The sequence below is a fragment of the Chitinophagales bacterium genome (assembly GCA_041392475.1).
Taxonomy (GTDB): Bacteria; Bacteroidota; Bacteroidia; order Chitinophagales; family UBA2359; genus JAUHXA01.
This window is the reverse complement of sequence record JAWKLZ010000001.1, coordinates 1,047,834-1,071,539: the sequence shown is the minus strand read 5'-3', so window position 1 is coordinate 1,071,539 and position 23,706 is coordinate 1,047,834. Positions and strand designations below refer to the sequence as shown.

Here is a 23,706-nt window from a genome sequence, read left to right as displayed (position 1 = left end):
CAATCTCCATGAATAACAAAAAGGACTTTTAGTCGAAACCAAAAGCCCTTGAACATATTGCTTTATTGATTTTTTTTTACCTTCTTTGCCAGACGGTATTATCCGTAGCTATCATGCTTGGTTGTCCATTGACACGTATTTCTATGGCTTTACCCGAATAACGATTATGAGGTTGAAATGTCAAACCCGACCTAGTATTTGTTCCTTCCATTGCAGTGCCATCCATTCCAATAATCCAAGGAAGTCCAGAGCCATCTACGGCAAGGTCTTTTGCCTGTGTTTCGGCGACAGCTACCCAACTACTGCCCGTTCCTTTCCAAACTCTGTTATCCATACCGATTACCCAGGGTGTATTATCTGGACCAACGGCAATAGCCAAGCCTTTTCCACCACCTGCATACTGCTGCCAACTGGTGCCGTTGTGGAAAAAAATATCATTGTTCAAATCAATAATCCAAGGATTTCCATTGGAACCTACAGCGATATCTATTCCCTTTTTATCTAAAAGTAATACCCATGAGTCACTCCTACCATTGTTCCTAACTGTCCAAATACTGTTATCCATACCAATTACCCACGGAGTATTATTAGAATCGACTGCAATAGCCAAGGCTTTTACACTCCCTATATACTGCTGCCAACTGGTGCCATTGTGACGAAAAATATCATTGGTTGAGTTAATTATCCAAGGATTGTTACTGGCATCTAAAGCTATGTCTATACCAGTGGTATTTCCCATAGTACTCCATGCTAGTGTTGAAGTGCGTGAATCTCCTCCAGATGGTAATTGCAGAGCACGATTTGATGGTTGTGCTTGGGTATGTTCTGTATCTAAGAGCAAAGCAATTGACAACAAGCTAAAAATACATACAAAAATTCGATTCATGATTTTAATTTTTTTGAGTTTAATAACTAAATAATGTTTACAATTGAGTATCTGATTTTAGAGTAAGTGCGTTACAAATACATCTAAAAAACTTTCAAAAAAAAACAAATCATTCTCCAATCAACAAATACCCCGCCCAATGTATCGGTGCTTTTCCCTGCAATATCATCTGCCGTTTGGCTTCCTTCAATGCTGACACATAAGGCTTTGACTCCAATATATGCTGAAACAAATGTTTTGTCAATTGGCAAGAAGCTTCATCGTAAACTTTGAAGAGGGTGTAAATCACGTTTTTCGCACCTGCATAGAAAAAGCCACGATTCAATGCCATTACTCCTTCGCCTTTAGCGAGTTTGCCGACTCCTGTTTCGCAGCAACTGAGGACGACCAAGTCGGCATTGAGTTGGAGATTGTAGGCATCGGAGAGGTAGAAGACGTTTCCTCCTTTATCACTCCAAACATCGCCGTGTTTTTCAAACGACGGCGAGTTTTCTGCTCTTATTGGCGAAGACTTGGCGACATCCGAAGGATTCGCAAACGTCTGATTATCATCAGGCGAAAAAATAATCCCCGTCAAATCGGGTTGTTTTTCGTTGTAGAATCCGTGGGCAGAAATCAACACATATTTGTGCTTGCCAATGTTTTGGAGAAAATTATCGGTAGTAGCGTGGGCGTGTAGATACGTTTCAGAGGGAATAGTTTTCGCTTTGAAGTAGGATTCTATTGTCTTTACTTCCTCTTCCGAATAGACCAATTCACTGTACGTTTCTTCTCCGATGCGGACAGAACGGGTATTTTCTTTGTTGTAGAGCGGATCAAATCCTTTTGTTATACATCCTTCAAATGTCTGTTTATTTTTATAAACAGGTGCAAAACCTATAAAGCTTTCATCTACTTCAATACCCTGTTTGGGTTCAGATTGCAGACTTTGACTCCAAAGGGTTGCACAATAGTGGTAACTGATGTCATATTGAAGCAGTAGGTAAGGTAAGTCGGCATATTTTACATTTCCTTCGACTTCTTTGGTCAATAAAGCCTCGAAAGGAATGGTATTTAAAATACCTGTTGGAATGATTTTGATATGGTTTATTGGATGTCCTTGAAGTATTGCTTCAGTTGGAGCAATGAGAATTTCGTAGAGTTCAAAAGCCGATTCACAATAGTCCGCCTTGTCCTTTTCTTCAATAGACAGTTTGAAGGTTTCTATGAGTTCTTCAAAATCAGTTGGTTTATCTGTTTGAAGGAGGTGGGCATCCTTGGAGGTAATCACAAAGGTGTAGATTTCTTTGCTGCCGATAAAGTATTCTATGAGGGCGGTATTGAAGGACAATTTTTGTTGTAGGATTTCAATCGTGACCGTTTCTACTTGATGTTTGAGTTGGTAATAGTCGGGATAATCGGTTTCAAATTGTTCGATGAGTTGGTCATATTCCAACGTATAATCAAAATATTTGCTCTGTAGTTTCTTTATGTTTTTTTCTTTTTCTACTTTTTCGCTTTCTGTCACAGCAGGTTTTGCTTTTAACTGACTGATTTTTTTGTTCCAAAAAGCCAATTCTATCCGCAAATCGTATTCTTTTTGTAAAAGTATTTTGGGAATGTTGGAAGTCGTTTTGGAAATCTTGTCTTGTAAAGTGCCGAGCAGCAACATGCTGCGATTTTTTTCGGCGAACGTAAAGGCAGTTTGTAAACAATCGGCTTCGTTTTGGACTGATTTTGTGTCTTTGGTCAACAATAGCTCCCCTTGGTGCAAGTCAGTAATCTCTTGATTGGCAGCTTGAAGTGCCTTTGTCTGCTTTTGGGCTGCAATAAAGGCAGCATAGGCAACTGTTATAGCTGCTTGGTAAATTTCAGTAGATGCTTGGGCTAAATCTAATTTGCTGTCTGTTGCCTTATAGCTATTTCTCAAAAGGTCTATCTGTTGACTGCACAATTGATAGTTTTTAAGGGCTATGAGCAGTGCTTTTAAGTTGCCATTTTTGAGGTATTTTTTTTCAAAAAAATGGGCTTTGGCTTTTAACACCGATAAAAGTTCGGGGGAGGACTGATAAGGTGGTTTTAAGACAGGGCTGTGATAGCCATTTTCCAATTTGACATTTTCAAAAAAATAAGCAAGTGCTTGTTGATAAGTCTTCAAAGCAAGTGCATCTGATTGTTGTTCAGCATAAGCATTTCCTAATGCTACTCTACTTGGGATAAGACTAATGTGCTGACTCCCATAATAAGCCTCGTTTGCAGCAATGGATTGATGGTAGTATTGAACTGCTTTTTCATGCTGCCCTTGCTTCTGTTCACATTCTCCAAGTAACAAATAAATAGCTCCTAAATTGCTTTCATTGCTGCTTTTGAGACAAGTCTGTAATGCCCTTTGTGTGTAAAAAAGAGCCTGTTCAAAATCTTCTATTTCTCGATAACACTTACCCATTTGGGTAAAAATATTGGTCATCCTTAAATGGTTCCTCGCCTCATTATTGGTCGCAAACCCAAAAGCTTCTTCATAGTAATGAAGTGCTTTGGTATATTTTTTTTTGGCTTTCCAACAATTCCCTATGTGAAATAAGGAGGTCAATAGGGCAATATCTTTAACACTATCGCCAAAAGATTCGTTGGAAGCACTATCCAATGATTTAAAAATATACACTCCCTTCTCAAAATAAGACAAAGCCATATCTATGTCTCCTTTGTAGAAAAAACAAATGCCCATTTGAGAAAATATACCAGCTTCATTCAAGGGAGAAAAATTGGGATCTTTATGGTTTTTTAGTACCTCCTGTGCCAAAACAATATGGGTCATGGCTCTATCAAAATCCATTTTTTCAATATAGAGATCAGAAATTTTGATGTAGCTCATAAATGCTACATTGGGGTCATTTTGTATCCCTCCCTGTTGTAGAATATTTAGTCCTTCTTGAAAAAAAAAAAGTGATTTATCAAATTCCCCTATATGCTTGTATATATCTCCCAAATGATTGTACACACCGACCATCTTACCTATTCCCTCCCTATCACAAATCTCAATGGCATGGTATAGCTGTGTCAAAGCCTGTTCGTATTGGCCTAATTGTCTGTGGCAATAGGCTATTTGTTGCAAGTAGGCTATATAAGCTCTGTCTTTTTGATATGTGCGATCACAATAGTCTTTTGCTTGTTGCAGTAATTCCAGCGCAGCTCCAAATTTTCCTTGATATAATTTTTCTAATCCTTGTCTGCCCAGTAGTTCGGCTTCTTGTTCCATCATAGGTTGAAGGTATTATTGGGGTTACTTCTGTAAAAATAAGAGATTTTTTCTAAAAAAAATGCTCTTCAAGACACAAATGAGCGTCAAAAATATACCTCAAAACTGTACAACAAAAAAGGTCTTTTAAGCAAAAAAACACTTTTTTACCTAAAAGACCTAAATCATCCAATCGTTTCAACAAGGATTAAACAGGCTTTATTGTGCGCTTTCTATAAGCCACGCTGCACCCATGCTATCTAATAATACAGTATCGTCCGTACTACTGACTGCGATAAAGCTACCCGTTCCACCGCGACCAGTCAATCTGGTTTGTATTCGATAAGAACTACCATCGGTTTCTATTTTCCACATGGTTTCCAATGCTGTGATGTCTGATACAGGTCCACATACCACTTGACCATTTACTGTATGTAAATATTGGTCGGGTTTCCATCGATTCCGTATGTGTACAAATTCAGTTGTACCTGCTACTGGCAATATCTCCCACATAGCACTTAGCCAAGCTGGGTTAGCATTTGAAGTAGCCTGTAGTGAACCATATTCAATGTGAAGGGATTTGGTAGCCCTCGCAGCGGTTCTGAAGCGCATATAACCATTGAAATTTGTCACAGCATTATAAGTAGTAGTAGTTCTACCAGACCCAGTGGGAAGTGCAAGGGCACGGTTTGAGGGTTGTGCTTGAATTTCTACTGTATCAAAGAACAGAGCAATGGACAATAAGCTTAGAAAAATTACAAAAATTCGTTTCATGATATGATTTTTTTTTAAGATGAAAGATTCAATATAGATTTCACTTGAGTATCTGGTTATGGAGTGGATGCGTTACCGTTTTTTTAAAAAAAATAAAAAACTTTTTCGCTTTTCTCCAATCAACAAATAACCAGCCCAATGACTTGGTGCTTTTTCCTCCAATATCAAAGCCGTTTGGCTTCCTTCAAAGAAAAAGCATAGGATTTTTCCTACTCTAAGATTGAGGGCTTTCGTTAAAACAATCTAGCGCGCTTGCCAGATAGCATTGTCTGTACCAATGACACTAGGATTCCCTTGTGGATTGACGCTAATGGCATTGCCTGCACCGCCAATCGAATAGTTTTGGAAACCTGATGCGGAGCCTTGCATGACATTATTATTCATATCAACTATCCAAGGTATTCCGTTTTTGTCCACTGCAAGGTCTTTGGCTTGACCACCTATCTTTACCCATCCAGAACCTGTACCTTTATAAACAGCATTGTCTGTACCAATCACTAAGGGCGTACCATTTGCTTCTACGGTAATTGCCTTACCCAAACCACCACCAGGATATTCCAACCATTTTGCTCCATTATAGCTATAAATCTTATTGTCTGTACCAATGACCCAGGGTGTTCCATTTCCATCCACCGCAAGGTCTATGGCTTGCCCACCTATACTCGTCCATCCAGAGCCTGTACCTTTATAAATAGCATTGTCTGTACCAATGACCCAGGGGGTAGCATTGTCTTGTACTGCAATTGCCTTACCTGCTCCACCACCTGTATATAGCTGCCATTTGGTTCCGTCATGGTGATAAATTCCATTGTCTGAAGCAATTATCCAAGGATGTCCATTTCCGTCCACCGCAATGTCTTTACCTTGTTGGCCCAAAGATGTCCATTTAGTAGCAGCTCCATCCGACTTAAAAGTAGCACAGGGGATTTCAGAGGGGTTGCAACTTGTTCGTTTGCTGATAGCTGCAACAGTACTAGGGTCGTTGGTAGGACAATTTGCACCTATAAATACATACCAGATATCTCCGTCACCTCCAAGGGAAAATTTCCCATTTTGGCTGGTCCAACAATCGCAATCACCAAACGTTTTGTCTGTTTTCACATAGACTCCATCATAATCTGGAAAACTTACTGATGGGCATTTCGTTAATTCGATTGTTGGAGGAGCAGCGGGTGTAGGTGTCGGCTTAGGCTGTGGTTCAGGTGTTGGTGTTGGTTTAGGTGTTGGTTCAGGTGTTGGTTCAGGTGTTGGTGTGGGCGTTGGTGTTGGTGTGGCAATAGGGGGAGTTACTGCTTCTTTATTGCCACAGGCTACAAATTTAAACATCTGTGCTGCTTGGTCGCTTTTGGGCGAAATCACTAATTGATTACTGGCAGATACACCGACTACGTCTCCTGGGGTTTTTCTAATTTCTAAATAATAGTAGCCATCATCTGCATCTACAAATTTGAATTGCTGGTGCAATCCACCATTTTTGTCCCATTGTAGCATTTCGCCTGCCCAATCTGCTACTTTGCTGCTGCCTACGTTTTTGAAATAATGGTAGTTATTGTCGCTGGCAATGATTTCAAATTGTTGATTGGTTCCCTTGTTTTTTGTCCACATGACTATTTTGCCGCCATTGTCTCTGGAATGCCCCGACACATCCCACACGCTTCCTCTATTTGCTTTGCTTTCGATGTAGTAACAGCCATTTAGGTCTGGAATAGTGGTCGCTACGGGAAGCATGAGCGTTGGAGTAGTTGGTTCAGTCGGAGTTGGAGCAGTCGTAGTCGTGGTAACAGGGGGGATAGGAGTCGTTGGCTTTTCAAACACTCGAATAAAGGTGGCTAATTTTTCTTTATATACCTTATCTGATAGGGTTTTGCAATCATCGGGATGAATGGGGAGTTCTTCATAGACAATAGAAGCGTTGTTATAATAGACCTGTGTGCTGACGACTTCGCCCTCTATGGCTTTGCCATTTTTGTCGGCTCGCCGGAGGGTGATTCTTGTTGCCAAACCATAGACTCGACCTTTAGAACAAGGAGTAACATTGAATGACTTGGCTTTTTCTACGGTTCGAGTGTTTTCAGAAAACCAACTTTTGCTAAAACCCATAGAAGTCGTAATTTCGATAGTGGTGGTAGATTTGGCAAAAATAGCTCCTGCGGTTAATTCATTACCAACCATGATTTCTAAACCCATTTCTGTGGTACTGCTACTGCCTGAAGTAGTGGAGTTGGAGATGCTCTCTGAAAAAGAGATATTGCTTGCCCCTTTGTTAAAGGTCCATCCGTCTTCTTCGCCTCTGCGAAATACAAATTCTTCTCGATCAAGAACATAGATAGGATAAGTTTTCATGCGTTCGTTGAAGGGATATAAGGGGTCATTGACGACATAAAAAGGCACTTTCATGGACATTTTTTTGTGGGCCACTGTTTCATTCTCTACAAAGTCTAACACACTATATTGCTCCTTGGAGGGGGTAGGGTCGTCCTTAATTTTTTCAGCAATAGTTTTCTCTAAGGCTGCGGGCAATTCTTGTACCAATTCGGGTCGCCATTGTTGGAAACAGCTTTTGCCTCCTTGCTCAAATATTGGTGATTCTGTACTCTGTAGGTGGTTTCTGTGGTCAACGGTCACAAAAAGGTAGTTGTTTCCCGAAGTTTGCATATTGAATAAATTGTTGCCTACTGGATTAAATCTAAATCGACTCCATTTATCGTCTTGAAAGTTTTCGCTACCCAATCTGTGTCCTTTTTCCAATTCATAACCACCGCTAGCCGATTGTTGTGGGCGGAGGTTTTTGCCTGTTGCAGTAGAAATAATGGTGTAACTTTTGGTGTCTTGGTTATAAATCATCAAAAACTTGTAGTAATCTGAGTTGGGTTTGCTATTGTATTGGTCGTTTCGGACGCTGACGTAACTGCCACCACTATTGTATAGATATTGGTCACGGTAGGGGTTGTGAAAAGTATAAATGCCAGTTTTAAATATTTTTGGTTGGTTCCAATTGTATGGCAATTTGACTACTTCAAAACTTGAGTTTTCATCCTCCCAGCTTTCACCGTCTGTTTTTCGACACATAAACAGGTTGTCACATTCGCCGACAAACTCCATAGAGTAACCGCGTTGGTTGGGGTGTTCCCAGAGGGTCAGTTTGTAGCCCTCAGACACTTTTAAGGAGCTAAAAGTATCGTCGCCCCATTCATTGGTAGCGGGTCCTTTTGCCCAAGAGGGGTCAAGTTTCCACTGGTCACCGCCATAATTTCTGTGTGGATAGGCATATATTTCTTGTGCAGATAGAGGGGTAAAATAGCCTAATAAAAGAAAGCAAAGCAATAACTTAATCGCTTGTAATTGGAAGTTTTTAGAAGTGATTTTTTTTGAGTAAAGCATAAGTTTTTGATATTTAATATTAAAGAAATAGGGATTCAAAAGAAAAAATTAGGTCCAAAATTTACTCTGTACACTTAGGAATCTGAAATCAGAATAGGAGCGTTACAATTTTTTTTAAAAAAAAAATCACTTCCCAACATTCGACAAAGCAAAAAACTGCGCCCGCACATCGGCTATGTTCACCGCATCGGTCAATGCCATTTCTACGCTTTCCAATTGACTGCGAAGTGCTTCAATTTTTTTATCGATTTTTTCGGCATCGCCCAGCGTTTTAGCTTTCGTCAAAACGTCTTCGATATTGGTTTGATATTCCTGCAAAGCCAGTACATATTCTTGGCTCAAAGCATCAATTTCATCAAAAATAAATCGGGTTTGGTTCAGTGCATAAGCAGGATAAAAAAGGCGTTGGTCTGCCAAGATTTTCTCATACTGCAATTCACCATTTTCGGTGTAAGCCACCTTCAATTTTTCAACGTGCTGCTGAATGTCTCGCACATCAAATTCTTTTTGAATCAGCTGCGTCAAAGTCAAATCACTTTCTGCAAAACCTTGGTCATAGAGTGTGCTGACCCGCTCTCCTACAAAGTTTGCCATCAACTGCTGCAAGGCTTCAATTCGGGTTTTGATGCCCGTCAATTTGTGTTCGAACTGCGTATTGGAGTGGCTCAAGGCTTGATAATGCACCACATACTGCCTCAACTTCAATCGAAACGCCTCCAAATCTTCCACACTTACATCGTCCTCCTCCAAAGCAGCATTGGTCACCATTTGATCTACACCAGTCAAGGCAGTCACTACGCCACTCATTCCGAGCGTAAAAGTTTGGGTGATGGGATTGTTGATAAGGCTACTTACCACACCCAAAAATTTGCCTTTCTTTTTGTCGCCCACTTTCTTTTCATTTTTGAATATGTCCTGTTCCACCATCTGTATGACCTTTTCAGTGATGGAAAAACCCAAATCTTCATTGGTAGGATTGTTGAGGTCGCTGACCTTGTTGAGGTAGTCGGTCAGCGCATTGGACAAGACCAAAGTATTGAGGCTCACATTGGCGGTTTTGATAAAAGCAGCCGTTTCGACAACCTGATGGCAACGTTCTTCCAACTCTCCTTTCATTTTCGCAGTTTGTGCATCCAAAATTTCCTGCTGTTGTGCTGTCAAAGTTTGTAGTTGGGCTTTGCTCGTTTCGACTACACTACCAAAGTCACTTTGTTGGTTCTGAAGGTTTTCAAGTGTGCCTGAGATTTCTTCAAAGTTGCTTTTCAAGCCTGTCACCGTTGAAGTGATTTCGGTGGTTAGTAAGGAACTTTTGTTTTCCAACTCAAAAAACTTGTCGTAGAGTTGGGTAATTTTAACCACTGTTTTACTGCTGTCTGCCACTACTATTGTGTCGGACTTGTAGCTTTCTTGTGCGTATGAAATGGTGAAAGGGAGTAGGATGGATATCAGAAACAAAAAACAAGTTGTGATTTTCATGAGATACTATAATTTTAGGTTGTTCAATTACCTTAGTATCTGTTTTTGTTTGTGGGGCGTTACCGTTTTTTTTGATTTTTTTTGTATAAAAAAGAAATCACTCTCCAATCAGTACGACCAATGACCAATGTATCGGCGAATTTCACCACTCCAACAAAAAAAAAGCACCCTATCAAACGATAGGATGCCTTAACCTTACCAATAGGTACATGCCAAACAAAACACTCCTTGTACTAAACAGTCAACAAGTCAAGCACTTCCTGATACTCAGGTACCAAGTCATTGAGTTTGTCAATCTCTCGATTCAACTCCTCCACTTGACCAATCATATAGTCATTGGTGCCATAGTCTGCCTCGTTTTGAAGTGCGGCAATCACCGACTGTTTACCAGATACATGCGTAGGAACTTCCGCAATTTTGCTCTGATAACGAGCAACCAGTTTTTCCTTTTCAGTAGCCATAGTACGAAAAAATTTAAAGGGTTAAAAAATGAAACATCGTTTTGTTTTATGCCACTCGGCTATAATCAAAGCGATTTCTGATAAAATCATTGAAGTAAGTACCCACCGATTCCGCCACCAACAATTGCGTCCAAATAGTAGTGGGAACAGCTCGATAGGAATAAGTCCTTCCATTGTGAAAAGTAAGGGACAAAACAGCCAATTCCGCATCATAAGACATGGCAGAAATAGCCGTAGAATCTACCTCCAATCTTTGTGTTGTCATGAGACTGCAATTTACGAATTATACAGGAATACTACAAATAAATTCTATAAATATTAACACTTTATCTACTTTTTTTGTTCCCTGCGAAACCAAAAAAGTCCGCCAACAAGTAGCACCGAAAAACCCACCACCACAAAGCCATGCCAAAGCGTCAAACCCTGCCGATCCTTCGACCTATCCGTATATCGAACCTCCACCGAATCAATGCACTCCAAATCGTCAAACACCACACTATTCACATTCCTATTGCGGTCTTTGCGCTTCTCCACCTTTTTTACCTTAGTGTTATCAGCAGCAGGAATTACCTCCTTACCCAAAGCGCAAGCATTCAGCAGCAGCACCCAAACCAACAAGCAGATGCACCTACTCATGACTTTTGTTTGTATTCACCCATCCACAAAATGTGTTGCGCCTTAGCAGGGTCGGCACACAGATGAATGTGTTGAGAATACACTCCTATACGGGGAATACCGACATAGATCGCCGCCTCAACGATTTTGTAGCGTTCAGAAGCGTTGCTCACCCGAATATCCGCACAGTAGCCATACAAATGACAGCTATTCGTCACGCCCCCCACAGCCGCATTGTGCGCCTTCGTGCGAAAACCACCCGACACCACAAACGGAATTTGCGCCCTCTCACGAGCCTGCTCCAATAAATACAAAAATTCCCAGTCCATGCGCTCACAACCCCGCCCCACATCAGGACTATTGAATTCTTCACATCGAAAATACTTCAAACTTCGGAACACCTCCTTTGAGTAGTCCCAATCGGGTATTTGCTTTGTCTGTAAGGACTTTACGCCCTTGGCAGCTACCTCCACGGATACAGCAGCAGATGGTGGAGGACACAAGCATAGCCCTACTGCCATCCACACGAAAAACATCAGTTTCATGGTAAAAATATTTAATGAGTAATGAATAAATAAAGATGAAAGGTTTTGGGAGTATTGTGTTGGCTTGGTTTGGAAGTTTTACCCAGGTAGGTTTGAATACACAATATACGAGTTTATCTGTTGATAATCAAACAATTATCATTAAAAATAGGTATTCCGCTCGATAAGTGAAACTTTGTAAGCGGTTGGAAACCCTAACAACAGTTGAACGGATGCCACTTCAACTGTTGTCAAAGTCTGCGACTGTTGACAAAGTTTTCGTTCGTTTGAGTGAAACACCTTAATTGTTGGAAATCAAAATATTAGGTGTTTCACCCCAAATAAGAGTCCTATCTGTTTCTAATAGGTTGAAACATCTTTGTTGTTGATAGTCATGGGGTTAGGTGTTTCAGGTTTTTGGTCCACTTCAAGGTCGTTCAAACGTCGACAAGTTTTACAAACGTTGTTGAGTTTTTCACTCACTGTTTTCTTAGAATACCGCTTGTCATTGGTATTGTTTGTTGAAGCTTTTGTAAATGATTAAAAAAATCAATCTCCTATAGGCAATCACCACATTCAGGAATATTGATTCTGCTGTTTATTTTTCTTACCCCTTTACAGTAATGGACAAGTGGCTTGTGGTCTTTAGAAACCACTTTCAACATGTTGATTGTATATGAATGACTCTCTTGCCTTTTTTCTTCAAATTCTGCAATATGGCTACAGTTCGATTTATGAATCATGTATTTCCTAGGGGTTTTAGCTCTATCTATGTTTAGAACGTATCCATCGGGGTTGTCGTCCATCCATTTTAGGTAAGATTCATCGTCGTTGTCGAAGATAATATAATCGTGTTTATTGTTTAATTCGCTCATTTTGTTTGTTTACAGGTTTTTTGATTGTTAGTTAAATCCAATATACAACTGATTTGCGAAAATATGGACGGATTCGGGTGGATTTTGTCGGATATTGCGGTATTTTTATATCGCTTGGTCTGGGTCTGGTTATTCTTTATACATTAATTGAAGTCACTACCACTCCAACTGTTGTCAAAGTCTTCGACTGTTGACAAAGTTTTTGATAAGTGAAACATTGTCAGTATTTAACAACCATAGTAATCAAAGATTTAACCTCGACCATTGATAATGGTTTTAGCCGAAGTAATTTACAACGAATGAGGCAGTTTTATTTGTAATATCCATAATGTGCGGAGCTTCCGCACAAATTGTCTTGGATACATTTCGTAGAACTCTTAAAAATCTACTTCTAATACCTGACCTTTTTCTTTTAGCCATTTTTTCGCTTTTTCATAATTCGTTATTTGAATGGATAGAATATTCCAGAATTTAGGTGTTTGGTTGCTTTCCATTAGATAAACCAATTCGTATGAGATCAAATATTCCAATACATACATTGGTGATTTGGTTTGAACCTAAATTGCCCCTGTATTTAATTGTCGTTGCTAAGTATCATAATTACTTTCTATAATTTTCTTAATTGAATATCTATTGCACTTGGATTTGCTTTAATAAAATACTTCTTTTCTAACTGCCCAAAAACATTCACCGTGTCATGTCCAGTAATGTAGCTGTTATCATAAATAAATGAATCGTTATTGAATAGAATTCTTTCAAGTTCTGATGCTTTTTTTATAAATGGATTTCCAAAGTTTGAAGAATAAGAGTTCTTTATTTTATTAATAAAAGGGTTGTCAGAAATTTCAGAAAATGGATGCAATATTATCAGATAATCTTTGGCACGACTAATTGCTACATTATAGATATACTCTTTAGAAAGCAAACATTTAGGATGACCTGTGTATCTATAACTATTTGGGTTTGAAATAAAAAACACAATATCACATTCATCACCTTGAAAACCATGAACAGTGTCTGCATAAATTTTTATTTTATCAGAAATACCAAAAGACGCAATTAGTTTGTTCATCATAACAGCTTGGGCTTTATAAGGTGCAATTAATCCTATTGACCAACTTTCTCTTTCATTAAGAGTAGTATCAAAATATTTAATTATCTCACTTAAGAGGATTGCACTGTAAATATGATATGAGCTATAAAATAATTGTCTGATTTTGTAAATAGAATCTTCATTATTAAGTGGAATATCAATAAACATTACATTGTTGCTTACTAATTTCTGAAAATCGTCAGGTAATTGTTTGGGAGTGTTATTCGTTGTTTCTCTATGATGCTTCAATAGCTTTCCATAAGAAAGTTCGCTAAATAGCTGTCCTATATTTTTAACACTTCGATATTGTACTTTTAAATTTTCGATTGAATCATTTTTCCTAAGTACTTTCTCTGTTTCATTAAAACTCTTAATATTCATCATTGAATAAATATTCTCGTCTTTAATGTCTAACTCCTCTAATTCTTTATCATTTACATCTACTACAGGTGGGATTTGCTTTGGGTCACCTGCAATAATAAATTTAGCATTAGGACTAAATTTAGAAATCGAAAGAATCGCAAATACGATATAGGGAAGATTAATCATTGAGGCTTCATCAAATACTATATAGTCCCAATGATTTTCAAGTTTAAAAAGTTTGATTTCACTATCATCATTTGAATCAAATACTTTAGTGTATGGCAGCCTATGTATAGTCATCGCAAGGACATTAGCGCTATTAATTAAGCTATCTTGAACCGAATCTTGATAAATGTCCAATTCTAAGGATTCAATTTCTGGGTCAGTTGGCTTGCCAATTCTGTAAACTGCCAAGTAATTATCATCTTGTTTTAGTGCTTCGATTTTAGAAGCTATAATATCCTCTTTAGAATTGGACGGTTTTAATAACTTCTTACACAAAACATCTGCTGCTTTATTCGTTGGAGTTAAGAATAGATACTTCGCATTAGGATTTTGTTTTACTTCGTCTAAGATTTTACTACATAAAGTAGTTGTTTTGCCAGTGCCTGGAGGACCATAAATAAAATGAAGATTTGGTAAAATGGAATTTATATCGTCCCAAATATCAATATTGTTTCTATTTGCCAACGCATTTTTAAGTTCTTTCAATAAATCTATCTGTGGTATAAAAGTGATTTCAAGTTGAAAGATTGCATCGAAATTTTCAGATATTTCCTTACTAATGCCATTGGGACAAAATATCAATAAATCTTGCCCTTGTTTTTGAGCACCTTCAACATCTAAAACAAATGGCTTCCTGTTTTTCAATAAACCAGATAACCGAAAATCACTAACATCTTCAATAGAATCACTGATGTATGAACTCGCACCACAAAGCAAAAAATACTTGTTTGAAAGTAAGTTATTTACCACTTGCCTTTTAATGCTATGAAAACGAATTGTTTTTTGCTTATTGTTATCTGATGTATTATTTGCGAAGGTTAGAAGATATTCTAAATAAGAAATAAACCAAGTATAAGAGTACTTTGCATTTTCTTTAATAGTACTTATTAATACTTGACGTTCTTGCTTGAGGTTTTCTTTATTCAATGCTTCTTGAAGTACTTGAAGACTTTCATCACTTACAGTATCTTTATTTGCCGAATTTAAAGTATTATAAAAACTTGCCAGCATTGAATCCCTTTTGGAAATTAAATCACTTAATAAAGGTTCAAGTGGATTAGAATCCCTTAATAAATTCGATTTAAGCCCATCTAAATGAATATGCTTAGAATAATTAACAATTGTAATACCTTCAGAATTTACCGATTTACAATAACAACCATCTACTATTGTTCCAATGTTTTGTTTTCCATTTTTATTGTTAACATAAATATTGAATTTTATTTCATCTTCTTTTATCAGAATTACATTGTTTTGTTTACTCCAATTATGATAAAACGGTTCATCGTGCAATTCAGAATTTAACGATGTTTTAAACTCTTTTTCAAAAATAAGTTCAGCAATATTAGCTTTAATTTTTTCATTCCGCAGCAACGAATCTTTTACAACGTAATAATCCAAGTAAACTAAATTTAGATTGTTGGTTTTATTCTCTTTTAGTTTAGCATGAATGGTTTCATCTATACGATTCAATGAAATGTCCTCTTGTTTTACTAATTTATAAGAGTCTACATCGTAATATACAAGCAATGGACACTCGATACTATCCTCAATTAAGTGAATAATGATTTTTTCAATTTCTTGAAGTTGGGCTAAATGCTTAATCCCAGAATAAATAAATGGAGATTTATTTAAAGTTGCAAAATCACCTGCCAAACCATTTAATGTATTAAAGAGAAGTGTGGCATTGAATTTTAGAACATCTATTTTGCTTGGATTACTATTTTTTTCTTTTAGAAGGAATAACCTAATTGATTCTATATAACTTTCATCTACATTTACCCCTAAAGCCTTTAAGAACTCTTGTTTCGCTTCATCTTTTTGACACCAATTTATAAATTTATCAGGCAGTACTTCATTTTCTGTATGTATTCCATTTAAGACGAATTGAGAAGGAATTAGTCTTAAAAAAATCGCCCATTCTGCATTTCTTTTGTATTCTCTTATGTTGCGTGGAAGGTTTTCCCATCCATTATACAAGTAATCTAATTTTTCAGTCAGCTCACCGTCTCCAGACAATAATTTGGGATTCATCCCTTTTACAAATAAAAATTTAGGAGCAATAACATCATCTTCATTTTCACCAAAATTGAAGGCTTCTAAATCAGATAGATGAAGTAAGTCTTGGAGATTAATATATTTTTCATTGATTAAATAAGCGAGATTTATATTTTTTAAGTTTTGGTTAGTATAAATAATTAATGATCCTTTGAAACTACGCCATTTGTTGTCTTGTGAGAGTAATTTAAAGTCTCCAATTTTATTTTTGTCAAACTTGTCTGAAAGACAAACAAAAATTAATTGGTGACTATTTTCTATTTAATTGTTTGTCAAACACTTAATGAACTTATTTTTCAATTCATCAGAAATGCCAACTTTTGAAATTTTAAATAATTTATCCGCATTTGTAGGATTTATGAGAATTCTAATTAAAGCTGCATCGTGAAAACCTTGTATTAGTTTAATCGTATCAGCATTCTCTAAGTTTAGTATTTGCGATTGTGAAAGATATATTGTACTATCACCTCTTTTTACCTCAACAGTATCTTGAGCACTATCAATATTTCCAATAATTATTTCAACATCATTTTCATAAATTAACAGTTTATCCTGAATGCTTGATAGTTCTTCGGAAGTTAAATTATCAATGACGACATCATTTAATAATTTTAGGTAAAGTTCATTTTGTCGTACTTCAACCCAAGTGGTATCTAACTTTAGATAAGTTAATTTGTTTAATAAAGCTTTCTTATCATCGTACCTTTCATTTAAAACAATTTCAATTAAATCTAATTCCTGCTCAATAGATTCTTTACCAAATAATTCAATTAAATGAACAACCAATGCAGAATCAGTTAATTGGATTTTTCCATTTTCAATGTTTATTCCTTCTGGAATTAATACGAACTGATTGGGGTGGTGCTTAGAAATATAACTTACAATACTGGTCTTAGAAGTGCTAAATTGTTTTAAGCCTGATGTACTATCAATTAGATATTGATTGTCTTTAAAAATAATACTATTCTTTTCAAAAAAATCTACGTCACAATATGATGAAAAAAGCATTAGATCATTTATTTCATCAATTGATACCTCTTTATTTGGAATAGTATAATTAATATTGGTCCTCGAAGAATATGACAACGGTACTTCATCCAAGTGGCTTATTAAATATTTATCAGGAATATGAAGCCCATAAAACCTAAAACTAATTGCTTGTACCTTTGTAAAAACTTCGTCTGACAATGAGCACAATGCTTTATTGAAAAAAATATTTTCTGATTTTTGTACTACTGTTTCATAAATTATTAAACCTTGATTGAATAATAAATTTTGCTGTTTTTCTGTCCAACTGCTATCTTCATATAAGGCAGTTATTTCGGAAACAACCTCTTTTACCTTGCTGCTATTTCTCGAAATGTACTCCAATATATCAAACCAAAAGAGGTGAACAATATTTTGATAAATCTCTTTATTGTTGTCTAATAAAAACGTTTTTAGTTGATCGTCAAACTCTATGGTTGATATGCTGAAAGTATCTAAATAACTATTGGGGTGATTGACTAATAAAGATTTGAATGCTACAGGCTTCCCTATATTGTTATTGAATAGTTTTAGTTCTTTAATTCTCTCTGTTACATTATCAGAATTTAATGTTCTAAAAGCATCAAAAAGTTTAAGCTTTTCAGATTTAGAAAGTTTAGCCAAATTTTCATCTTTTGCTGTATTACTGAACAATTGTGTAAGCTCCGTATATCCTTTATGTTTTGAGGCCTGCAATAAATAAGTTCTAAAAATATCAACGAATTTATACTCATTTAAATCAATTGTAGTCGTTATTAAGCCTGCTTTGATTAAAATGTCTTTTACCTCACCAAGCGTATTGTGTAGTAAGAAGTACCCATCCTTTTCTTTCTCTAAAAATTCAGACAATGAAAGCAAATCACCATTTGAAAATCTAAAGAGTTTTAATTTTAGGAGTTGAGGTTTTATAGCATCTATTAATGCTTTATCTCCTTTAAAATGAGACAATTCATTTAAGACTATTTTTATTTTATCATCATCTTCATTTAGCCAAGTATTTATATGCGTGTCAACGCCTTTATTTTTAAGCAGGTCAAAAATATTATAGTCTTTTATTCCAAGTTTTTCGATACTTTTTGTAATAATGGCTTCATCTTCAACATTCCAATAAAACCAATTCACATGGGCTAATCCCCAAGTACTGGTATCAATTCCGATATTGGTTTTTTTAATAAAAATCTTGCTGCTGTCTGCTACAATTGTGTAGCCTTCTTTTGCTAATAAATTCCGAACAGGTATAAATTTCTTTAATCGTTCGTTTATAGGATTGATGTAAGGTGTTTCTATCCAAAGTCTATCTTGATTGGTGCTCTCACCAGATGTTAAAAGTGCTGCATAAAAATGAAGAAATAGAGATTTGTCGGATTGTATTTCAGAACCAGAAAGTTCGGTAAGCTTAGCCTCAATTTTAGATACAATTACCTTTAATAGTCGTTCGTTTATACCGTCTTCCTTAGTGTTGCCTTTATGCAAAAATGTTCTTGAACTACCTTTGTAAAAAGCATTGGAATGAAGTATGTAATTGAAGTTGTGTACTTCTTCTGATAATGGGAAATACAAGTATAAGTTTGGTGCTCCTTTAAAAAACTCACCTATTTCGTTATGTTTTCTAAAACCAAAGAGGGCTTCAATATTCGCTTCATCTGCTAATCTTCTCTCTTGTTCAGGGCTTAAATCTTCAAAACGATTTACTCCAAAACGAACATGAGCATAGGTATCTTTATCATTTTCTTTATCAATACTTAACTTGATGTATTCTAAATCAGGATAGGTTATTGGCTCATCATCATTCAGTTGGACTGTTTGTAATAACTTTGTATCCTTTTCATCATCAGGAGCAGTTTCTTTCAGTATGGCTATGGCAAATTTTACCCCTTCTCTGAGGTTTTCTTCTGTCAGTTCTTCTTCTTTTCCTGAACCCAATTTAATAAAGAATAAAGCACCTTCCTTATAGGTTTCTTTATTCAGTATTTTTTGATTTTTCTTTACCCATCGGGAAAGAACTTCATATTCTGCTTGACCAAATGGATTGGTAGTTGCTTGTACTCCGTTTGCCATTTTGGGCAATTCAGTAACGGTATTATTTTGGGGTAAACAAGGGAAACAAGTAATTAAAATTTTGAATAGCCAAGGGTTATCATCCTGCACCTCATAATTGCCATTATCTTTTAGAACCCATTGCAATTCTTCTGGCACAATACTTTCTGCGTCTGCTAATTGTTCTATTTCATAGTTTTTCCAGCTAAACAAGATAGGCCCAGAGTTTTCATTAATTAGCTCTTGTAAACCATTATCCTTTCCAACTAAACGATGTGCTAATTTAAAACCAATTCCAAATTTACCTATGGTTTGACTATTATTTGTTTTGGTTGAAGAACCCACATTGAGAATAGAACGAATACTATCCAAATTGAACATGTCACCATTATTGGCTACTAATAAATAATGGTTACCGTCCATTTCATCTTTACCCCAAACCATTGAGTAATGGGTACTACCTGCATCTACTGCGTTTTGCAAAAACTCATATACCGCCTGGCCATCTTTCGCCATATCTAAAAAACTTTGCAAAAAATTTTCAATACCAGCTTCTGCTTTTCCGTATCCTTCTTTATCTCCGTGATAAATCTCGAACCAACCGAATTTTTTCTTTCTAGTTTCTTTCTCTACTAAGAAATTACCAATAAAGTTTTCATCCCGAGTAGGCAGATCACGAATTGCATCTTTATAAAAACTGCGATATTCTTTGATATTCTTAATTTTCATTTAAGATGTTATCTTTTAAAATTTGTGTTAATTATTTCATCTATTTCCTTCATGGAAATCCCCCCTCTTACACTTCCATCCTCCATTACAAATGGTTTATCCTCCGTAACTATTAATGTACCATTTCCCCCCCCCTTCTTCTATAATCTCATTCTCTTTATACCACTGATACTTCTCTTCCCATCGTTTTTTATATTAGACTTGTTCGGCTCGATAATCAGTGAATAATAAATTATTGAAAATATTTAATGATTTATTATTTTATGCTTAAAACACTCATAAACAAATGTTTTGAAAAAGAGTCCTATATTTTGATTATAACAAATGTTTTTCAAGAGGAAAATAATTGCACACAACAAATCACTTTTCACATAACTCTATCATAATCAAATCCGTACAAGTCTATTCATCATTAAACAGCATTCCACAATGCTCCCAAAAAAACACCTCACCCGACTCTTCATTTTCTATAGTAAAGTCTGGAAGTTTTTCCACATCTTTGATAATCAGTTTTTTCTCATACAATGGTTCAACACCCTTATCAAGCAGTCTTTGATAGATGAGTAGTTCACTTTTGGAGCGTAGCATTTTACCATCACTAGCCTGATGGATTAGATTTTTTTCAAGATAATTGCCTTCTACTTCAACCAACTCAGGTTTTGAAAATAAATTGGTTATTCTTCTCAGCGTATCTGATTTTAAAGGGGAAGCCAATCCTTTAATATCAAATACATTACCTTGAAACAATAAAATCACTTTGTATTTTTGTCTTGTAAGTGAAGTGTATAACATTTCTCTGGACAACAAAAAGCAAGGATTCGGAACTATCAAAAATACTTTACCAAATTCACTACCCTGTGCCTTATGTACTGTTAACGCATATGCTAATTCAATCAGTGAATTTGTTTCTTCTTTAAAATCCTTTGATTTAAAGGTATATCTGAATCCTTTTTGAGATGTAAATTCTATCTCAACAAATTTTGGCGGCCCTTTATACTTAGCGTTATTTTTTTTAAATTGACCAGTAACTATTCCAATTTCTCCGTTCGCTAAATATTCTAAAGAGTCTTTTTTAGGGTAAACATCAGACCGTTTATGATTACCTAAATTTATAACTTTATCCCCGTATACTATTTGCTCAAGACCAACAGGTTTCGGAAGTTTCTTTTCTGTGTATTCAATTAACTTACCCTCTTTATTTGTAAAACTTTTCTTTATCCCTTTTATGGAATATTCAATTTTGTCCTTTCGAAAGTGTTGATGAATCTTACGATTTATGGCCCTTACACCAAATGGTTTTTCTCTAATCGGAGAAAGTACTTGCCAATCTTCAATACTATTAACTGAAGGTTTAATACCAAAGTAATTAGCGTCATTAGTGTTGTTAAAATATCGACCATCTGCAGAACCCAAAGACTGATTAAATGCCTGAACATCTTGGATAGATTTCATTCCTAATTCCTCTACCAATACGGTTTCAAAAATTTTATCAAAATCAGACTCGTTTTCCCAATGCTCTACTCGTAAATATTTAGAATTAGGCTTGGTTATGATTTGATTGATGATACTATCTGCACCTGGTTCTAATGCTTCGCCACTAAACCATTCTGCTAGTTGTAAATCCTCTCTGTTAGCTCCGCCTTGTCGTCTTTTGATGGTAAGTTCTGAATACCCTTTTCCATAACGGGGGAAGGTAGTTTCTATCCCTTCGGGTTTTAAATACTGAATAATATCTACAAATGGTCTTCCTGCACCTATTGGCGGCAGTTGCCTGTGGTCACCTACTAGAATAAATCGTTTCACTCCTTTTAAACAATCCAAAATCGTTGCTAACATCTCTTCGGTGAGCATAGATGCTTCATCCAAAATCACGGTTTCATATTGTCCTTCACAAAAACGGTCTGAAAATACATATTGCTGAATTTCTCCGTTGTAGCGACCATAACCTGAAAGAAATTGGGCTAAGGTTTTGGAAGTTACTTGTAAGTTCTTTGCGACTTCTTCCATCCGAACCCGTGCTTTGCCCGTTGGTGCTAATAGTAATACACCGTTGCTTTCAACTTCTTGTTGACTTGCCAAAATAGTTAATAAGGTAGTTTTACCAGTGCCAGCTGGACCAATTAAAACAGAAAATCTGCTTTCGGCAATTTCTTTAAGGGCAGTTGCCTTTTCTTGGCGAGCTTTTATTTCATCATCATCAGGTACGCCAACAGTAAATTCTCTTAAGGCTTCGTCCAATAAATCAGCCCAATTGGCGGTTAGTGGAAGTCTTTTCCCATTTACTCTATCCTTTATTTTTTGAGATATAATGTCTTTTGCCTTTGACAAACGAACCAATTGATAGGCTCGTTCTTCATTCTTCATTTCTTCTAACTGGATTGCCCCGTTAAAAACTTCTTCAGCTAATTCATAATAGTCGCTATTAATAGCACAAACTGGGATAATAGACAATTCTCTTATTTGTTTGATAATTTCTTTGCGAGGCAATAAAGTATGCCCTTGTAAAGCTGCCCATTCTAGTTGCTGAATAGTGAGTGCCCTTATACGATTACTATCAAATGGGTCAGATAAAACAAGTTGATTAGGAAATAAATTGTTTGAGGCATTTTTAAGAAATAGCCCTAAGTCTATGGTATTTAATGCTATGGGAGAAATGGTAAAGCGCAAGTCTTCATAGATGAGGTAGGGGTTGTCAAGATATTCCCTATCCTTTCGAAGGATATTCAATTTCTCTCTTTCTTCTGCTACAAAGAGCCATTTTGCTTGATCAATACTCAGGTCAAATCTACTGAGCAAATGCAGAAACTTGATTCGAGTAGGGATAGCTTTTGTTTTTAATATCCGATATAGTTTTTTAGAATTAAAAGGAATTAATTCTACTACAGCATCAGATAATATGCCTTTGGGATTGTCCAATGCTTTTTCAAACAGATGCCACGGGTTTTCTGTATCGTCTTTGAGCTTGTTGATAATTTCAGCTGCGACAAAATGCCCTTTTTCTATGCCAAAAGCACAAAGAGCTGCACCTATACCAGGGTAAGCTCCCCTTAGCTTTTCTAAGGCGGCAATTTCCCGATGTATCCATTGAATGTATTGCTGATGATGGCTACCAATATTCAGGGCTTCTGCTTTTTCTAAGGACTTCAAGCAATCCAACAAAACACGAATAGCACCATCATTGCTAACATGCTCAGCAGCATAAGAAAATTCAAAACGTTTATCGTTGGGAACAATGACGGCGAGTTCGGCTATATCAAAATCAGGTGTTTCTTTTTGGTATTCAAGTGCTTCGTGATAAGGCAGTAGAAAGCCATTATTGCCACCTTGACGAATGGAGTGTAAAATCATGTGCTCCCAATAAGCTGCCCCAAAACGCCTATTGCTACCCTTATATGGTTCAGATTCGATAACCTTTTCTACCCTCCCTACGCCTACCAATACTCTACCTGATGACTCTACAAAAGGTACTTGTTTGGCATAAAAAAATACCAAGGATGTATCTTCTTTGAGGTGTTCAAAAAAACAATTGAGTAATGCTTTTTGATTACTTATTTCCTGTATCCAGCCAGTGTTACCAGCACTCCTTCTATTGTTTCCCTTTTCCCAATCTAATTGTGGCTCTCTAATTTCGTCATAGTCTAAGTCGTAGGCAGTAGATTTATCTCTTGCATTTTCTTTTCGCATCCAAAAATAAGGAACGGCAGCTGCCGAATAAGCGGGCAAGCGTACTCGTGTAGGTTGAAGATGACCATGTGTACTGGGAGAATTTAATATATATGGGTGCTTAAGTGTTATGTAAATAGGAAAGGAAGCCATAAAAGTTCCACTTTCTTTTATATTAGACTTTGGACGGAAATTGTTTGAAAAAAAATAGGCAAAACTATTGCTATAGTATATTATGTGAAAAACATAGCTATTACAAAAGAGTTTTGCCATGATATTTTAAATTCAGACATAAAGCACGCCAAG

General features: G+C 36.4%; 13 protein-coding genes. All 13 read right to left on the bottom strand.

Annotated elements, in window-relative coordinates; genetic code table 11:
* Nucleotides 1–76 precede the first annotated feature (76 nt).
* The 13 genes from R3E32_03955 to R3E32_03895 all read right to left on the bottom strand — a co-directional run bounded on the left by R3E32_03955 (nucleotide 77) and on the right by R3E32_03895 (nucleotide 23,673).
* The gene (locus tag R3E32_03955) at nucleotides 77–886 is read right to left on the bottom strand and encodes a hypothetical protein (GenBank protein MEZ4883871.1); all 810 of its coding nucleotides are present in this window, start codon (nucleotides 884–886) and stop codon (nucleotides 77–79) included.
* Between the two features lie 109 nt (nucleotides 887–995).
* Nucleotides 996–4,124 carry a CHAT domain-containing protein gene (locus R3E32_03950; protein MEZ4883870.1) on the bottom strand — a complete coding sequence of 1,043 codons (3,129 nt, stop codon included), beginning with the start codon at nucleotides 4,122–4,124 and terminating at the stop codon, nucleotides 996–998.
* 195 nt (nucleotides 4,125–4,319) lie between these two features.
* Nucleotides 4,320–4,874, bottom strand: coding sequence for a hypothetical protein (locus R3E32_03945; protein ID MEZ4883869.1), 555 nt, complete (start codon nucleotides 4,872–4,874; stop codon nucleotides 4,320–4,322).
* 243 nt (nucleotides 4,875–5,117) lie between these two features.
* Complete coding sequence (locus R3E32_03940; protein ID MEZ4883868.1) at nucleotides 5,118–8,255, bottom strand: RICIN domain-containing protein; 3,138 nt, start codon at nucleotides 8,253–8,255, stop codon at nucleotides 5,118–5,120.
* 126 nt (nucleotides 8,256–8,381) lie between these two features.
* A complete protein-coding gene (locus R3E32_03935; protein ID MEZ4883867.1) occupies nucleotides 8,382–9,731 on the bottom strand; it encodes a hypothetical protein in 1,350 nt (449 codons plus the stop codon).
* A gap of 233 nt (nucleotides 9,732–9,964) precedes the next feature.
* Nucleotides 9,965–10,192, bottom strand: coding sequence for a hypothetical protein (locus R3E32_03930; protein ID MEZ4883866.1), 228 nt, complete (start codon nucleotides 10,190–10,192; stop codon nucleotides 9,965–9,967).
* A 46-nt stretch (nucleotides 10,193–10,238) separates the two neighbouring features.
* Complete coding sequence (locus R3E32_03925; GenBank protein MEZ4883865.1) at nucleotides 10,239–10,457, bottom strand: KTSC domain-containing protein; 219 nt, start codon at nucleotides 10,455–10,457, stop codon at nucleotides 10,239–10,241.
* A gap of 65 nt (nucleotides 10,458–10,522) precedes the next feature.
* Nucleotides 10,523–10,828 (bottom strand): hypothetical protein, encoded by a 306-nt coding sequence (locus tag R3E32_03920; protein ID MEZ4883864.1) that lies wholly within the window; start codon nucleotides 10,826–10,828, stop codon nucleotides 10,523–10,525.
* On the bottom strand, nucleotides 10,825–11,352 hold the full coding sequence (locus R3E32_03915) for a D-Ala-D-Ala carboxypeptidase family metallohydrolase (GenBank protein MEZ4883863.1): 528 nt from the start codon (nucleotides 11,350–11,352) through the stop codon (nucleotides 10,825–10,827). The genes R3E32_03920 and R3E32_03915 overlap by 4 nt, the downstream gene beginning before the upstream one ends.
* A gap of 536 nt (nucleotides 11,353–11,888) precedes the next feature.
* Nucleotides 11,889–12,206: a hypothetical protein gene (locus R3E32_03910; GenBank protein MEZ4883862.1), complete on the bottom strand. Its 318-nt coding sequence runs from the start codon at nucleotides 12,204–12,206 to the stop codon at nucleotides 11,889–11,891.
* 607 nt (nucleotides 12,207–12,813) lie between these two features.
* A complete protein-coding gene (locus R3E32_03905; protein MEZ4883861.1) occupies nucleotides 12,814–15,921 on the bottom strand; it encodes an AAA domain-containing protein in 3,108 nt (1,035 codons plus the stop codon).
* 285 nt (nucleotides 15,922–16,206) lie between these two features.
* On the bottom strand, nucleotides 16,207–19,737 hold the full coding sequence (locus R3E32_03900; GenBank protein ID MEZ4883860.1) for an ATP-binding protein: 3,531 nt from the start codon (nucleotides 19,735–19,737) through the stop codon (nucleotides 16,207–16,209).
* A 402-nt stretch (nucleotides 19,738–20,139) separates the two neighbouring features.
* The gene (locus R3E32_03895) at nucleotides 20,140–23,673 is read right to left on the bottom strand and encodes an ATP-dependent RecD-like DNA helicase (protein MEZ4883859.1); all 3,534 of its coding nucleotides are present in this window, start codon (nucleotides 23,671–23,673) and stop codon (nucleotides 20,140–20,142) included.
* Nucleotides 23,674–23,706: the final 33 nt, after the last annotated feature.

Bases quoted from the DNA above. Each gene is read 5' to 3' on its own strand.
- R3E32_03925 (MEZ4883865.1), bottom strand. From the start codon at position 10,457: ATGACAACACAAAGATTGGAGGTAGATTCTACGGCTATTTCTGCCATG.
- R3E32_03895 (MEZ4883859.1), bottom strand. From the start codon at position 23,673: ATGGCAAAACTCTTTTGTAATAGCTATGTTTTTCACATAATATACTAT.
- R3E32_03935 (MEZ4883867.1), bottom strand. From the start codon at position 9,731: ATGAAAATCACAACTTGTTTTTTGTTTCTGATATCCATCCTACTCCCT.
- R3E32_03920 (MEZ4883864.1), bottom strand. From the start codon at position 10,828: ATGAGTAGGTGCATCTGCTTGTTGGTTTGGGTGCTGCTGCTGAATGCT.
- R3E32_03945 (MEZ4883869.1), bottom strand. From the start codon at position 4,874: ATGAAACGAATTTTTGTAATTTTTCTAAGCTTATTGTCCATTGCTCTG.
- R3E32_03900 (MEZ4883860.1), bottom strand. From the start codon at position 19,737: ATGAAAATTAAGAATATCAAAGAATATCGCAGTTTTTATAAAGATGCA.
- R3E32_03910 (MEZ4883862.1), bottom strand. From the start codon at position 12,206: ATGAGCGAATTAAACAATAAACACGATTATATTATCTTCGACAACGAC.
- R3E32_03905 (MEZ4883861.1), bottom strand. From the start codon at position 15,921: ATGAATCCCAAATTATTGTCTGGAGACGGTGAGCTGACTGAAAAATTA.
- R3E32_03930 (MEZ4883866.1), bottom strand. From the start codon at position 10,192: ATGGCTACTGAAAAGGAAAAACTGGTTGCTCGTTATCAGAGCAAAATT.
- R3E32_03940 (MEZ4883868.1), bottom strand. From the start codon at position 8,255: ATGCTTTACTCAAAAAAAATCACTTCTAAAAACTTCCAATTACAAGCG.
- R3E32_03955 (MEZ4883871.1), bottom strand. From the start codon at position 886: ATGAATCGAATTTTTGTATGTATTTTTAGCTTGTTGTCAATTGCTTTG.
- R3E32_03915 (MEZ4883863.1), bottom strand. From the start codon at position 11,352: ATGAAACTGATGTTTTTCGTGTGGATGGCAGTAGGGCTATGCTTGTGT.
- R3E32_03950 (MEZ4883870.1), bottom strand. From the start codon at position 4,124: ATGATGGAACAAGAAGCCGAACTACTGGGCAGACAAGGATTAGAAAAA.